The 15,258-nt window shown below is 58.7% G+C and carries 15 protein-coding genes; 4 read left to right on the top strand and 11 right to left on the bottom strand.

The window, feature by feature from the left end:
- Positions 1 to 31 precede the first annotated feature (31 nt).
- The 8 genes from MWL89_RS08855 to MWL89_RS08890 form a co-directional block, all read right to left on the bottom strand.
- On the bottom strand, positions 32 to 1,705 hold the full coding sequence (locus MWL89_RS08855; protein WP_244385764.1) for an AMP-binding protein: 1,674 nt from the start codon (positions 1,703 to 1,705) through the stop codon (positions 32 to 34).
- Positions 1,706 to 1,714: 9 nt separating this feature from the next.
- Positions 1,715 to 2,266, bottom strand: coding sequence for a helix-turn-helix domain-containing protein (locus MWL89_RS08860; protein ID WP_244385765.1), 552 nt, complete (start codon positions 2,264 to 2,266; stop codon positions 1,715 to 1,717).
- Positions 2,267 to 2,275: 9 nt separating this feature from the next.
- Positions 2,276 to 2,812 (bottom strand): 2-oxoacid:acceptor oxidoreductase family protein, encoded by a 537-nt coding sequence (locus MWL89_RS08865; RefSeq protein WP_244385766.1) that lies wholly within the window; start codon positions 2,810 to 2,812, stop codon positions 2,276 to 2,278.
- 2 nt (positions 2,813 to 2,814) lie between these two features.
- A complete protein-coding gene (locus tag MWL89_RS08870) occupies positions 2,815 to 3,642 on the bottom strand; it encodes a thiamine pyrophosphate-dependent enzyme (RefSeq protein WP_102378023.1) in 828 nt (275 codons plus the stop codon).
- Between the two features lie 4 nt (positions 3,643 to 3,646).
- Entirely contained in the window at positions 3,647 to 4,711 is a 1,065-nt protein-coding gene (locus MWL89_RS08875) for a 3-methyl-2-oxobutanoate dehydrogenase subunit VorB (protein ID WP_102378022.1), read from the bottom strand.
- A gap of 2 nt (positions 4,712 to 4,713) precedes the next feature.
- Complete coding sequence (locus tag MWL89_RS08880; RefSeq protein WP_102378021.1) at positions 4,714 to 4,920, bottom strand: 4Fe-4S binding protein; 207 nt, start codon at positions 4,918 to 4,920, stop codon at positions 4,714 to 4,716.
- An 87-nt stretch (positions 4,921 to 5,007) separates the two neighbouring features.
- Positions 5,008 to 5,772: a nucleotide-binding protein gene (locus MWL89_RS08885; RefSeq protein WP_244385767.1), complete on the bottom strand. Its 765-nt coding sequence runs from the start codon at positions 5,770 to 5,772 to the stop codon at positions 5,008 to 5,010.
- Positions 5,773 to 6,239: 467 nt separating this feature from the next.
- Positions 6,240 to 6,632 (bottom strand): MerR family transcriptional regulator, encoded by a 393-nt coding sequence (locus MWL89_RS08890; protein WP_102379511.1) that lies wholly within the window; start codon positions 6,630 to 6,632, stop codon positions 6,240 to 6,242.
- A gap of 307 nt (positions 6,633 to 6,939) precedes the next feature.
- Between MWL89_RS08890 and MWL89_RS08895 the strand changes: the two genes are divergently transcribed.
- Complete coding sequence (locus tag MWL89_RS08895; protein ID WP_102378019.1) at positions 6,940 to 7,524, top strand: helix-turn-helix domain-containing protein; 585 nt, start codon at positions 6,940 to 6,942, stop codon at positions 7,522 to 7,524.
- Positions 7,525 to 7,618: 94 nt separating this feature from the next.
- Positions 7,619 to 9,382, top strand: a complete 1,764-nt coding sequence (locus tag MWL89_RS08900; RefSeq protein ID WP_244385768.1) for an AMP-binding protein — start codon at positions 7,619 to 7,621, stop codon at positions 9,380 to 9,382.
- Between the two features lie 70 nt (positions 9,383 to 9,452).
- Here MWL89_RS08900 and MWL89_RS08905 read toward each other — a convergent pair whose 3' ends face one another.
- A complete protein-coding gene (locus MWL89_RS08905) occupies positions 9,453 to 10,331 on the bottom strand; it encodes a LysR family transcriptional regulator (protein ID WP_180995025.1) in 879 nt (292 codons plus the stop codon).
- A 306-nt stretch (positions 10,332 to 10,637) separates the two neighbouring features.
- Here MWL89_RS08905 and MWL89_RS08910 point away from each other — a divergent pair, with 306 nt between their 5' ends.
- Together MWL89_RS08910 and MWL89_RS08915 are read left to right on the top strand one after the other, a co-directional pair.
- Positions 10,638 to 12,320: an FAD-binding protein gene (locus MWL89_RS08910; RefSeq protein ID WP_180995024.1), complete on the top strand. Its 1,683-nt coding sequence runs from the start codon at positions 10,638 to 10,640 to the stop codon at positions 12,318 to 12,320.
- A gap of 83 nt (positions 12,321 to 12,403) precedes the next feature.
- A complete protein-coding gene (locus MWL89_RS08915) occupies positions 12,404 to 13,012 on the top strand; it encodes a cytochrome c3 family protein (RefSeq protein ID WP_180995023.1) in 609 nt (202 codons plus the stop codon).
- A gap of 67 nt (positions 13,013 to 13,079) precedes the next feature.
- On the opposite strand, the gene MWL89_RS08920 is transcribed toward MWL89_RS08915, so the two are convergent.
- Positions 13,080 to 14,246, bottom strand: a complete 1,167-nt coding sequence (locus tag MWL89_RS08920; RefSeq protein ID WP_244385769.1) for an iron-containing alcohol dehydrogenase — start codon at positions 14,244 to 14,246, stop codon at positions 13,080 to 13,082.
- 155 nt (positions 14,247 to 14,401) lie between these two features.
- The gene (locus tag MWL89_RS08925; RefSeq protein ID WP_244385770.1) at positions 14,402 to 15,154 is read right to left on the bottom strand and encodes a GNAT family N-acetyltransferase; all 753 of its coding nucleotides are present in this window, start codon (positions 15,152 to 15,154) and stop codon (positions 14,402 to 14,404) included.
- Between the last annotated feature and the right edge of the window lie 104 nt (positions 15,155 to 15,258).

The raw sequence follows: 15,258 nt of genomic DNA on the forward strand, positions 1-15,258 counted from the left end.
TCCCCCGTTTGCTCCCGCAATCGACAGCACCTTAGTCGTGGATGCCGTCGTTCTGGCGAATGAGCTTGCGTTTGATCTTGCCGCCGATGGTCTTGGGCAGCTCGTCGACGAACTCCACGATACGCGGGTACTTGTAGGGTGCCGTCGTATGCTTCACATGATCCTGCAGCTCCTTGACGAGCTCGTCAGACGGCTCCCAGCCCTTCGCGAGTACGACGGTGGCCTTCACGACCTTGCCGCGAATCGGGTCGGGCGCTGCCGTGACCGCGCATTCGATGACCGCGTCGTGCTCGACGAGCGCGCTCTCCACTTCGAAAGGCCCGATGCGGTAGCCGCTGCACTTGATCACGTCGTCATCGCGGCCCACGAAGTAGTAATACCCGTCGCTGTCGCGCCATGCCATGTCGTGCAGGTTGTAGAAGTCGCCGCCGACCGCCTCTTGCGTGCGCTCTTCGTCCTTGTAGTAGCCGACGAACAGCCCGGGAGGATACGCCTGCTTGAGCTTCGTCACGCAGATAGCGCCCTCTTCCCCGTCGTCGACCTCGTTGCCTTCCGCGTCGAGCAGCCTGATGTTCAGAAGCGGCGAGGGCTTGCCCATCGAGCCGGGCCGCGGATCGATCCACGGAAACGTCGCAAGCAGCACCGGGCCTTCGGACTGGCCGAATCCCTCGCGGATCTTCTTGCCCGTCAAACGCTCCCAGGCGAGCGTCACCTCGGCGTTGAGCGGCTCGCCCGCCGTTGCGAAGTTCTCGACCGACGAAAGGTCGTAGGACGCCACATCCTCCTGCAGCATGAACCTATACATCGTCGGCGGCGCGCAGAACGTGGTGAGCTTGTAATCCTGGATCTTCTGAAGCAGATGAGTCGGAACGAACTTGTCCATGTCGTAGGCGAAGATGGACGCTCCCGCTATCCACTGCCCGTAGATCTTTCCCCAACCGAATTTCGCCCAACCGCTGTCGGTCACGCTCATGTGGAGCTTGTCTTCCTGAACCTGCTGCCAGTACTTCGCCGTGATGATGTGGCCGAGCGGGTGCGCGAAGTTGTGCGAGACGGCCTTCGCGAGCCCGGTCGTGCCGCTCGTGAAGTAGATGAGCATGATGTCCTTGGCCGTCGTGGCCGCATCGCCTAACGGGCGCTCCCACTCGTCGGACTCCTCCTCGATGAGCGTCGTGAAGCGCCGCCAGCCGTCGCGATCGCCGGCAACCACGATGCGCTCCTGTATGCTCGGGGAGCTCGGAAGGGCCTCTTCGACCTGCGTGCACACGTACTCGTCGTTCACGCAAACCATCATCTTGACGTTCGCGCTCGCAGCACGGTACTCGATGTCCTTCTTCGTCAGTTGCAGCGATGCGGGGATGATCGTCGCGCCGATCTTACACAGGGCCATGGCGGTGATCCAGTACTCCCAGCGACGGCGCAGGATGACCATGACGACATCGCCTTTGCGGATGCCAAGCTTCCAAAACGCATTCGCCGCTTTGTTCGAGAGCTTCGAGATGTCGGTGAACGTGAATTCGCGCTCTTCGCCGTTGTCGTCGCACCACAGAAGTGCGCGCTTGTCGGGTTCGACGCGCGCCCACTCGTCGACGACGTCGTAGGCGAAGTTGAAATCGGCGGGAACATCGATCCTGAAGTTCTCCAAGAAGTCCTCGTACGAATCGAAGTCGATGCGGGGGCAATACTTGTTTAAGATGTAGTTCACGAGCCGATCCTATTCTGCGATTATCGTAACGAATTTTGCGGGCACGTCTCCACCGCATCGCTGCCCATGCGGGTATTCGGGGTTGAAGTAGATGCTATCGCCAGGGCACAGCTCGAACTCCTTATCGCCCCAGGTAACCACCACGCAGCCTTCGAGCACAAGGTTGAACTCCTGACCTGAGTGGCAAACGAGCTTTGCCGTCTCGTCGCTCGGGTCGAGTACGACGAGCAACGGCTGCATGATCTTTCCGCTGTAGCGCCAAGCCAGATCCTCGAAGTGGTATCCGGGATAGCGATCGACCTCGCGGCCTTCCCCGCTTCTCACCACGTGGTAGCTGTTGAGCTTAGCCGCCGTGCCGGTGAGTATCTCGGTAAATTCGACACCGAACTTATGGGCCAGGTGGTAGATGGCGGAAATCGGCACATCGGCGCCGGTTTCCTCCCAGTTTACGTAGGTGTCGAGCGGCACGCCCAGCTCCTGCGCCATTTCTTCGCGGGTAACGTCGCAGGCTTCGCGCAACCCTTTGATGCGCAAGCCGATTTCGGCGAACTCCGTGACCATGCGGCCTCCTTATGCTTCCATTCCGAGCGCGATCGCGCGCTTGTTCTTGTCGAGCATGCCCTTCTTCGATGCAGGCACGCACTTCTCGATGGCCGCCTCAAGCGTTTCCTCGCTGCAGAAACCCGTCTCCTTGAAGAGCTTGCCCACGCACACGACGTTGGCGAGACCCTTCAGGCCTGCCTTTTCGGCGATCTCGGTTGCCGGTATCGCGCACACCTTGACGCCCTCGCGTTCGGGGATGTCCTGCACAAGCGTCGAATCGGCAACGATAATGCCGCCGTCGGCCACGGTGTCGATGAACTTCTCCAGCGAAGGCTGGTTCATCACGATGAGCGTATCGGGGGTCACCACAAGGGGGCTGCCGATGGGATCGTCGGCGAGACATACGCTGCAATTCGCCGTACCGCCGCGCATCTCGGGGCCGTATGAGGGGAGCCACGACACCTCGCGATCGTCGATGAGGCCTGCCGTCGCGATGATCTTTCCCGCGAACAGGATGCCCTGGCCGCCGAATCCTGCGAGCACGATGTTGTACGGTTGGGCCATGGCTATCTCCCCTCACCTGCGGCGATCGGACAATCTTTCGCACGCTGCGCAGCCGCAGCGGCAACGCTTTCGAAGCCGTCCGCGATCACGTCGCGGTACACGCCGAGCGGATAGTACGGCAGCATGTTCTCGCGCATCCACGTGAAGGCATCCTGCGGCGTCAGGCCCCAGTTGGTGGGACAAGTCGACACGACCTCGATAAGCGAATATCCCACGCCGTCGATCTGGTTCTGAAACGCCTTCTTAATGGCCTTCTTCGCTTTGCGCACGTTTTTGGGGCTGTCAACCGTCACGCGTTCGATGTAGGCAACACCGTCGAGCGACGAGAGCAGTTCGGACACGCGAATGGGATAGCCCGCCGTCGACACGTCGCGCCCGTAGGGGCTTGTCTGCGTGACCTGATGCGGCAAGCTCGTGGGGGCCATCTGGCCTCCGGTCATGCCGTAGATCGCGTTGTTGATGAAGATGACGGTAATGTTCTCGCCGCGGGTGGCCGCATGGATCGTTTCGGCCATGCCGATGCTCGCCAGGTCACCGTCGCCCTGATAGGCGAACACGACGTTGTCGGGATGCACGCGCTTGACCGCGGTTGCCACCGCGGGCGCACGGCCGTGAGCGGCCTCGATCATATCGCACCCGAAGAAGTCGGTTGCGGTAACCGAGCACCCGACGGGGGCCACGCCGACGGTCTTGCCCTCAACGCCCAGCTCGTCGATCGATTCGGCGACAAGGCGGTGAACGATGCCGTGAGGACATCCGGGGCAATAGTTCGTTATGACGGGAAGGAGCGCATGGGGGCGCTCGAAGATGACCTTTTCTTCGGTTGCCATGGCTTTAAGCACCTGCCTTTCCGTTGAGCTTTTCAATCTGAGCGAGCACTTCGGCGGGCGTGGGGATGATGCCGCCCGCATGGCCGAAGAACTCGACGGGCACACGACCCGCAGAAACAAGTCGCACGTCGTCTACCATCTGACCCATGTTCATCTCGACGCTCAGAAGCGCCTTCGCATGGGGGATAACGCCCTCGATCGCGTCCGTCGGAAACGGCCATAGGGTGATGGGCCTGATCAAACCCGCTTTGATGCCATTCTCCCGGGCGGATACGACTGCGCTGCGCGCGATGCGGGCCGACGCCCCGAAAGCGACGATCACGATATCGGCATCGTCGGTCATAAAGAGCTCGGCTCGCTGCTCGGTCTGCTTGATCTTCTCATAGCGCTCGAAACGCTCGTTGTTCAGGCGCTCGAGATCGGCGGCCTGCAGATACAGCGAGTTTACGATATTGTGCTCGCGCTTACCTTGATGGCCGGTCGTCGCCCACGGCTTGTCGGGGAGATCGGCCTTCGGCTCGGGCAGAACCACCGGCTCCATCATCTGGCCGAGCATGCCGTCGGCGAGAATCATCACCGGCATGCGGTATTCGTCGGCCTTCTCGAATGCGAGGAACGCACAATCGGCCATCTCTTGCACCGTCGAGGGAGCGAATACCATGAGCTGGAAGTCGCCATGCCCAGTCGCGCGCGTCGCCTGCCAATAGTCGGACTGCGAGGGCTGAATGCCGCCGAGACCCGGGCCGCCGCGCTGCACGTTCACGATAACGCCCGGCAGATCGGCGCCCGCCATATAGGAGATGCCCTCGCCCTTGAGCGAGATTCCCGGCGAAGAGGACGACGTCATGACGCGGGCGCCCGCCGCCGATGCACCGTAGACCATGTTGATGGCCGCGATCTCGCTTTCAGCCTGAAGGTAGGTTCCCCCCACCTTCGGCATGCGCTTGGACATGTAGGCGGCCAGCTCGGTTTGCGGGGTGATCGGGTAACCGAAGAAGAAACGGCATCCGGCGCGCAAGGCGGCTTCGGCCAAAACCTCGTTGCCTTTCATCAGTACTTTCTCAGCCATGGCTACCTCACCACCGTAATCGCAACATCGGGGCACATCGTGGCGCACGACATGCACCCGGTGCATTTGTCTTCATCGGTCAGATACGCAGGATGGTATCCCTTCGCGGTGATCTTCTTGTAATCCAGTTCGATTATGTCCACCGGGCATGCGTCGACGCACAAGCCGCACCCCTTGCAGAAATGATCGTCTACGATAATTCTCGGCATGGTCAACCTTCCTCGTCTGAATACGCACTCTACGAACAACCAAGGCCGCTCGACGCGGCCGCTCGGTGCAACTATGTACCGGGTTTCTCAGGTGCCCCACGGAGTACGAACATACACTTGCACAGGATACACGTTTTGGGTAGCGCAGCTTTCCGAAAACGAGTCGTTTTTCTGGTCAACGATCTCTTTTGGCACCGCAGTGCACACGATGGGCAAACCGAGCGCCGCCGAGACCGCCCGCGCAAAACCCAACGACTCGATCACGGTCTCCTCTTCCGTATCCTGCTTGAGGTGCGAATTGTTCACGATCGCCGTTGCGCGCAGACCCGCTTTCGCCTCTATCTCCGCAAGGAGCGCCGCCGCCTCTTCGGGCGTTTGCGTGAGATTGCGATACCGGTTCACCACGTACCAGACAGCATGGTCGCGCTCGGCGATTCGCGGCGCGAACCGCCCGAGCGCCGTTGCGCCCACATCGTCGCCGCCCGCATCGACGATCACGCGCTTGCGCTCGCCGGTACCCTGCCTGATCGCATCCTCTATGGCCGTGTACACCGCACCCGAGAGGCTCGGCGAATCGAGCGTCGTGCCAGCGAAGACGGGACTCACCACGCGAACGCCCGCTTCTTCGAGCAGCTCTCGATAGTCGCTTGAGCGGAAATACGGGTTCACCACATCGAGGTCGACAAGCGTAACCTCCCACCCCTGCGCGACGGCATCGAGTGCGAGGCTGATCGAGAAGTTCGTTTTCCCCACCCCGTAATGCCCCACGATCACCGTGATGGGCGCAAGGGGAAACGGCGGAGCCGTTGTCGCCTTCGGCTGATATCGTTCTTCTCCGGTACCTTCGCGCATACGCTGATCCTTTCGAGTAGAGCTCCATTCAACCACATCCGGCATCGACCTGCAGGCAAGATGCCCCCATCGGCACGTTATACCATCCCAGCGATAGCCGCGGTTGAAAACACGGGTGGAAAATTCGCTGTCGTCTGAAATACATCGGCGAAGCCCGCCCGCACGTCCGCGAAGACCCTTCGCATGGAGGCCCGATGTTCGGTGACATTCGATTCGGAAACCCGTCCGCGCGTCCGCATATCAGTATGTCCGCGAAGGGCCTTCGTGCGACGTTTTTCGATGCCTTTCGGCGGCTTTGGTTTTTCCGACCTGCGAATATATCAGACGACCGAGCCGAAGCACGCCGATTTTCCTCGCACGAAGGCCCTTCGCGGACATCGGACGAACCAGACACGGCTTGCGGCTCGGCGCAAAAACAGTTTCTCGACGGCTCATCGCCTTCTCGAGCGGTGAAGCCCGCAGCTTTCTTATCCGTCCGAATTCTTGCACTTCGACATGTCGATGCTGTTCCTCATGACGCGATCGTAGTTGTCGATCTTGTAATTGAGCCGCTCGAGCGTAGATTCCATGTCCGCCATGCGCTGCATGAGCTGGGCTCGCTGCTCGACGAGTATCTCCTTGCGGGCCTCGTTGGTTTCGTCGCCCTGCTGGTAAAGGGCAACGTATTCTATGAGCGCTTCGACCTGGATTCCCGCCGAGCGCATGCACTTGATGAATTCAACCCAATTCAGGTCGCCCTCGTCGTAGTCGCGGATACCGTTGTCGCGGCGATGGACGGCGGGGATGAGCCCCACGCGCTCGTAGTATCTCAGCGTGTCGGCGGATATATCGTATTTCCTGCTTACCTCGGCGATCAGCATATCGTTCGCTCCTCGCATCGTTGCTTTTGTTTATCCTTGCGCCCTTTATAGCACTTGGAGTCGGCTCCAAGTCAAGCGTTCAGTGGTTTTCCGCGCAAACGGCACCGACGGAACACCCCGACAGCCGCACGGCGCGCTCGGAAACGGCCTCTTGTCGGATTATCTGGAACACCTTGGAGATTTATTTGATCTTCAAGCTAATCCCGAACCGCTTGCTATACAATTGGAAAACCGCACATCGGATGCGGAGCCGCACCGATATGCTGCGGCGGCAATCAGCGAAAACAGAAAGAGAGGTGCATTGTTCATGGAGCCGAATATCAAAGAGGTGGCGGGTCGAATTCGTGCGCTGAGGGAGGACATGGACCTCACCATGCAGGAAATGGCCGACGCAACCGGTCGCAGCGTTGCCGAGTATTCCGCACAGGAAACCGGCGAGCACGATCTTTCGTTCACGTTTTTGTACCGTTGCGCGGAAAAGTTCGGCGTCGATGTGATCGAGCTTCTCACGGGAGAGAACCCGCACCTGAGCGGCTACTCGCTCACGCGAGCCAACGACGGCCTGTCCATCAAGCGGCGCGCCGGCTTCGAATACCTGCACAAAGCTCCGCACTTCAAGAACAAGCTCGCCGAACCGTTTCTCGTTACGGCGCCGTATCTCGAAGAGGAGCAGAACCAGCCCATCCACCTCTCCCGCCATGCCGGACAGGAAATCGACTATATCCTGTCAGGCAAAATGCGCTTCGCGTACGAAGACCACGTCGAAGAGCTCGAAGCGGGCGACATGCTCATGTACGATTCGGGCCGCGGACACGGAATGATCGCAACGGGCGGCGAGCCGTGTACGTTCCTCGCCATCGTCATGAAGCCCGGCGAAGACAAGATTTCTTAGGCACTGCCGCACGCGCCGACAGTGCCGCAAACCGAATTCCCGTCATCATCCGTTCACGGCCTCAGTGCCGTTTGCTCGAAAGAAAGATTGTCTTATGCGAAACATCAACCTCCGCTACGTTTCCGAAACGTACAACGACCTCGATCAACTTGAAACCTTCTCGGTCACCTGCCCCGATACGTTCAACTTCGGCTACGATGTCGTCGACGACATAGCCGAAAACGATCCCGACCGCCGCGCCATGGTATGGTGCAACCCCGAAGGCGAAGAGCACGTCTTCACGTTCGCCGACATGAAGCGCTGGTCCGACAAGACGGCCAACTTCCTGAAAGGCCAGGGCATCGGCCGCGGAGACATGGTCATGGTCATCCTGCGGCGCCACTACCAGTTCTGGTTCGTCGCCACCGCGCTCCACAAGCTCGGCGCGGTCATGGTTCCCGCCACGTTCATGCTCAAGGAACACGATCTCGAATACCGTCTCAACGGCGCGGGGATCAAGGCTATCATCGCAACGACGCTCGGCGATATCACGCAGGTATGCGACAACGTGGCGGACGCCTGCCCCACGCTCGAAACGAAGATAATCGTCAACGGCGCAGGCGGCGGCCTCACGCCCGAGGACGAAGACCATAACCTCGTATTCGCCCCCGAAGACCATCCGATCGGACCCGAGCTCTCGGGACCCGAGGGGATCTGCGCCAAGCCCGCCCCCCGCGAGGGCTGGCTCGATTTCAACACGCTCGTCCGAGAGGCCTCCGAGGATTTCGAGCGTTGCGAAACCGCTTCGGCCGATCCGATGCTCATGTATTTCTCAAGCGGCACATCGGGCAACCCGAAAATGGTTCTGCACGATTCGGCCTATGCGCTCGCCCACCTTATCACCGCGAAGCATTGGCACAACGTGGACCCGGACGGCATCCATTTCACCATCGCCGACACCGGCTGGGGCAAGGCCGTATGGGGCAAGTACTACGGCCAGTGGCTCATGGAGGCCTGCGTGTTCACCTACGACTACGACCGCTTCCACGCAGGCGACATCCTCTCGCTCGTCGGAAAATACGGCATCACCACGCTATGCTGCCCGCCCACGATGTACCGCATGTTCATGCAGGATGACGTGGACGCCTACGACCTGACGTCCCTAGTCTACTCGACGACCGCCGGCGAAGCGCTCAACCCCGATATCTTCGAGTTCTGGAAAGAGCACACCGGGCTTACGATCTACGAGGGCTTCGGCCAGACCGAAACGCCGCTGACGATCGCCAACCTCACGAACTCGGTGCCTCGCCCCGGCTCGATGGGCAAGCCCGTCCCGCTCTACACGATCCACATCCTGCGCGACGACGGCACCCGTTGCAACACCGGCGAAACCGGCGAGATATGCATCAAATGCGAGCCGAAGATGCCCGGCCTCATGCTCGAGTACTACCTCGACGACGAGAAGACGGCAGCCGCCATGCATGATGGCTGGTATCACACCGGCGACACCGCCTGGTGCGACGAGGACGGCTACTTCTGGTACGTGGGCCGAAACGACGACGTTATCAAGTCGTCGGGCTACCGCATCGGGCCCTTCGAGATCGAAAGCGTCATGCTCGAGCACGATGCGGTAGCCGAGTGCGCCGTCACGGGCGTCCCCGACGAGCTGCGCGGTTTCGCCGTCAAAGCGACGGTCGTGCTCGCACCCGGATTCACCGGCAACGCCGAGCTCACCAAGGAGCTGCAAACGTGGGTGAAGCACCAGACCGCTCCGTATAAATACCCCCGCATCATCGACTACGTCGATGCGTTGCCGAAAACCGTCAACGGCAAGATTCGCCGAGCCGTCATCCGCAACAAGGATCTCGAGAGCGAGTAAAGCCGCTCTGCTCCCAAGCGTACGAACCGGAAAGGACCTCAAAGGAGGTCCTTTCTTATCCTGTCGCAAATCACTTCTTTGCGATCGCGCGGAACAATGCGTCAACCGCTGGCGCCGACCTCCCTTTTCGCTTCATCACGCATACATCGAATGAGTCGCTTGTGTCATCAAGCGCCCGGGCAACCATATCCCCCCCGTATCGAGCATATCCAGGAAAGTGAATGCCGAAGACGATGCTTCGCTCCGCATCGGGAAAGCAAAGGGCGCCTTCTTCTAGGAATTCCATCTCTTGGGCAATCCCATGCTTCGAGCAGACGGCGCGAACGAAAGCATGGTATCGAGCTCGACCCGCCATCGGGTATGACACTATCTTTTGCCCAGCGATGTCACCGAACCTCAAGAGATTTTTATGAGCCAGTTCATGGGTTCCATGGCAGGCGATTCCAAAAGGAATGTCGGACAGATGCACGCACTCGAGACCCTCTTCGTCAATCCCGTACCTGAACCCAATGGCTATATCGGCACGACCATCCGTAAGCGATTCATGGCAATCTCTCACTCCCGTATCGGCGAGCGACAGCTTCACGTCAATGCCCATCGCCGCCACAACGGTCCTTGCAGTAGTCACCCGATCGACTATGCGTTCGTTGAGCAAGGGGCCGATAATATGAACCGTTGTCTCTCGCTCGCGCTCAAAATCACGGCCTTCCTTGAGCGCCGTGTCGTATCGATCGACCACATCTCGGATGCTCTCGATAAACACCCTGCCGCTCTTCGTGAGTTCGACGCGCGAGGTGCTCCGGTCGAAGATCCTGAACCCGACCTCTCGCTCCATGAGCGCCACATGCTTGCTCAACGTCGATTGGGTGATATAGAGTTTTTCGGCTGCTTTACTGAAATTCAGCTGATCGGCCAATTCGATCAATTCCCTACAGTAGGCAATATCCATAGCGACATCCCCTATTGCTCCCCTACGGCAATTCAAATCCATACCGCCTAAGGCGGCACCCTCGATTAGATTATAGTACATCCTATCCGCATCTTTTCTGTCGCTTATAGCTCGATCAGGCTTTATTCCCAACCGTCTTTCGCTTATGCCGAATTGGAACAATTTGGCCGATGAATCCCAACCTGCGCTTATTCCAAAACGGCACAATCCCATTCCCAGGCATCGTTTCCCTTCAGCCCAGATCACCAGTACCGTAATCGCTAGCCAAGCGCATATGGCGCTTAAGACGATTGAAGGGAGATGGTCATGGGGAACAAACAAGCCAATCAGGGGATTTCGCGGCGTAATTTCCTCAAGGGAACAACTGTTGCCGCCGCAGGGTTCGCGGTAACGGGTCTCGCGGGGTGCGGAGGCCAAAGCGAAGGAAAGCCGACCGGCAACCTTCCCGACTCATGGGATTCGGAGGCCGATGTCGTAGTGGTCGGACTCGGCGCTGCGGGTCTTTCAGCCTCGATTGCAGCGAAGATGGCTGGCGTCGAGCACGTGCTCGCACTCGAGGTAGCTCCCGAGGAACTGTCCGGCGGCACAACGCGCGTATCGGGAGACATGCTCATGATTCCCGAGTCCGTCGATGATGCAATAACCTACCAAACCGAACTAAACGCAGGTTATGAGGTTCCCGAAGACCTCATGAAGGCATGGGCCGAGGGGGTATGCGAAAACATGGCATGGCTCTCCGACGAACTCGGCTACGACCTGCAACCCGCTACGGCGGCCTCGCCGGAGTTTCCCGGAATCCCCGGCGGCGACAAGATAAAAACCTATTACGTCGATGGTATCTGCGGTATGTCCTCCCTCTGGTTACCGCTGAAAGATACAGCCGACGAACTCGGCGTTGAAATCATGTACGACACGCGCGCAACCGAACTTATCTACAATTACGAAACCAAAGAGGTATACGGCTTGATTGCTGGCGGAAAAGCCATCAAGGCAAACAAAGGCGTCGTGCTTGCTTGCGGCGGATTCGCCGCAAATCCTGAAATGCTGAAAAACTATTCGGTTTCGCTTGGCTGTCCGAGAAGTTTCGTATGCGGCAGTCCTTACAATGTTGGCGACGGCGTAAGAATGGCTCAACAAATCGGAGCGGATCTCTGGCATATGAACAGCTACGCCGCTGCAAGCACCTGCGTCCGCGCTGAATCCCCCGATTCGCTTGTATGCAACATACCTTACCCCATGGGCGTCGATTACATCTACGTAAACAACGAAGGTAAGCGATTCATGTACGAGGAACTGCGGGGAACCCTTCGCCACGGAAAAGGTAAAGAGCGGGGCGTTTGGCCGTTGCTTGCCGTTCCGACTCCCTCCTATATGATCATGGGCAAAGATACCGGAGCAAAAGATATCCTCGGAGCCGTTACGTACATGGCATGGCCCGTCATCATGGAAACAGGAAAAACAACGAACCAAGAACTTATCGATGCGGGAATCATGATAAAGGCAGACACCATCGAAGAGCTTGCCGAAAAAATCGGCTATCCGCCAGAGACGCTTGCGGAAACGATCGCAACCTACAACCAGTATTGTGCCGAAGGCGCAGATAAAGACTTTGGCCGCGGCAATGCCGTGTACGATGATTATTATTTCAATGCCGCAGACGCCTCAACCGCCTATGGCGAAGGAGAGCTGTCGAGCGATGAGACCGCAATCATAAAAGCCTTTCCTATCCAGCCTATTGAGCCGCCATTCTACGCAATCGAAATCGCTCTTGGGCTTTTGAACACGCAAGGCGGCGCTAAACGCAACGGGATGAGCGAAGTGCTCGACCTTAACGGACAGCCCATTCCGCGATTGTACTCAGCAGGTGAATTCGGTTCTATCTACGGATACATGTACAACGGCGGCGGGAACATAAGCGAAGCCGTTTCGACGGGACGCATTGCAGGAGAACAATGCGCAGCCCTCGAGCCGTGGGATGCAAAGCAATAGCTTTGAATATATAGAATATCGGCAGGGGTCGACCCAAGCGGTCGACCCCGTTCAGCTAGGAGGAGCCAATGGCATCAGCGCACTTGCGCAAGCCCGTCCTGCTCGTTTTAGCCGCTGCGATTTGCTTGATAGCCATGCTTCTCGCGGCGTGCTCCCCAGAGCAGGCGCCAAACGACGATAACAGAACGGACCAAGCAGACTCAAGCAGTATGTCGTCTGAATTCACCTGGTCGGAAACCAGCGACTGCACAGCCTGCCATGGAAACGCTGCGGCCTCTTTCGACGACGCAGCCTGCACCGCATCGCTGCATGCGAATCAAAAAGACGATTGCTTCAGCTGCCACGATGATAAAGACGGACTGGCGAAAGCACATGAGAAAGTGACGCTCGACAGCAAAAAGAAGAAAGCAACGCTTAAGAAAACGGAAATCGGCAACGACACCTGCATACCCTGCCATGACGCAACCGCGTTAGCCGATGCGACCGCATCGGCCACGGTGCTTACCGACAAAAACAGCCTCACGGTTAACCCCCATGCGCTTCCCGAACATGAAGACCACGCAGATATCACCTGTTCTTCATGCCACAAGATCCACGCACCAGAGGGGCCAGCCGAAACAGCACCTGCTGTTTGCAGAAACTGCCATCACGCAGATGTTTACGAATGCAACACCTGTCACGTAGAAAAGTAGAGCACAGACAAGCAGCGAGACCTGTCGGCCGCATCCTGCATAGGGTGCGGCCGAAACGCCCGATTCCCTACAGGCTCTCCCTCAGGATAGCAACGATTTCGTCGTGGTCGGGAGCGTGGTATCCCCCGTCCATGGCAAGCGTCGCATCCGCGATGCCTGCAAGCATTCCCTCGGTAACGCCGAGTTCCGAAACGCTCATCGCAAGACCCATCTCGCGCATCCATGCCTCCATGGCAGCAAGGCCCGCCTGCGCGGTTTCTTCGTCGGTCTTCCCTGAGGAATCTACCTCCCATACCGCTTGGGCGAAGCGGACGAACTTCGGCAGCCCATAGGGCATGATATGGCGATAATAGGGAACCGAAACGGCCGACAGCGTCATGCCGTGGGTCGCGTCGGTGAAGCCACCGACGGCCTGCCCGATCATGTGCACCATCCAATCGGTGCTCTTTCCCATGGCAACGAAGGTATTGAGCGCCCAGGTAGCCGACCACATGATGTTGCTGCGCGCTTCGTAGTCCTCGGGATTCTCGGCTGCGATGCGCGAGCTATGCACGAGCGAGCGCATAAGGCCCTCCATGATGTAGTCCGACGTGTTGTCGTCGGTTCCCGAGAAGTACTGCTCCATGATATGGGACATGACGTCGAAGATGCCGGCAACCATCTGATAGTGCGGCACGGTGTAGGTAAGCTCGGGGTTCAGGATCGAGAACTTCGGGAACACCTCGGTTCCGAACACATGGCCGATCTTCTGCTTTGTCTCCGGATTGGTAATCACGGCACCGCCGTTCATCTCGGAACCGGTACCGGCCATGGTGAGCACGCACCCCACGGGAACGATCGCGCAGTCGGGCTCCTCGAACCTCAGGTAATACTTCTCCCACGGGTCCTCGTTGCAGTAGGCCGAAACCGAAACGGCCTTCGCGTAGTCGCATACCGATCCGCCGCCGACGGCCAAAATCAGGTCGACTTCGTTTTCCCGAGCGGTGCGGCTGCCTTCGTAGAGCTTTTCAACCGTCGGGTTCGGCATGACGCCCGCATCTTCGAACACTTCTTTTCCGTTCGATTCGAGTATGCTTACGACTTGGTCGTACAAGCCCGTCCTCTTGATCGATCCTCCCCCGTAGACGAGCTGCACCCGCGAGCCGAATCGAGGCAGCTCTTCGTTCAAACGATCGAGGGCGTCTCTTCCGAAATGAAGGCGGGTCGGATTGCAGTAGCTGAAATTACCGAGCATGGATGTCTCCTTATCGCATGGTTTCGCAGTTCGCTTCCCATCATGCATCCTGGAGCCGACTCCAAGTCAAGGGCGTTTCCGAGAATGTCGAGATTCCATGTGCACGTTACGCGACGGGCGCGATACGCTCCTCGACCGAGCGCACTCTCGCCGTCTCAGTCGGCCGCGAACAAGGTGGCAAGCTTCTTCTCGCTCAGAATCTCATTGGTGACGAATGCGCCATCGCGAAAAAGCGTGTAGGCGGTAAAGGGCGCGGGCGCGGCTTTCGCCTGATCGAGCGTCTCGATCTTGCGCAGCTCAAACCGTACGCCCCGAGCTTTCGCCTCCCTTGCAGCCGCCATCGCGTATTTCTCGGCAAACGGGCATTGGTTGGTGAAGTAGAGTACGAAGCCGTCTTCGTCCACCCGGGGCTTCTTGACGTGGCTCATGAAACGCGGAACGGGAGCGTCTTCGGAAAACGGCAGGTACAAGAGCTCGTAGAACGGCTCTGCGGTGTCGGCGGTTTCGAACCCCTTGTACCGCAAGAACTTCGGGTCGGAGAGAAACGGCATTTTCTTGGCCGAAGAGAGCGCCGTGATACCGAGTTTTCCCTGCTCCCTTGCGTCTGCTATGCACGCTTCGAGCAGTTCGGTTGCATGACCCCTCCCCTTGTACTGGCCCGACACCCAAAAGCAATCGATATGCAGGTATCCGTCGGCTTCGATGGGGCACCAAGCCTTTTCGGCGGGAATGTATTCGATGAAAACCTTTCCCCTCGCATCGAGCTTTCTGAAGACGAGCCCGTCGGCGAAACGCTCGCTCATCCACACCTTCTTCTGCGAGACGCATGACTCGCCCCTCTTCTCGGTGATCGCGCAGCAGATGTGCTCCGCATCGATGTTGTCGGGTGTTACCGATATGATCTCCATAGGTTGCTCGCTTTCCCGTGCCCATCCGACCCTGCGGGCGCAAACCAGTCCGCCTTCCAGTGTAGCAGCATCGTAGCCGTCCAGAGAGGACACAAGCTGTCCTC

It is taken from the genome of Raoultibacter timonensis (assembly GCF_022845715.1).
Lineage (GTDB): Bacteria > Actinomycetota > Coriobacteriia > Coriobacteriales > Eggerthellaceae > Raoultibacter > Raoultibacter timonensis.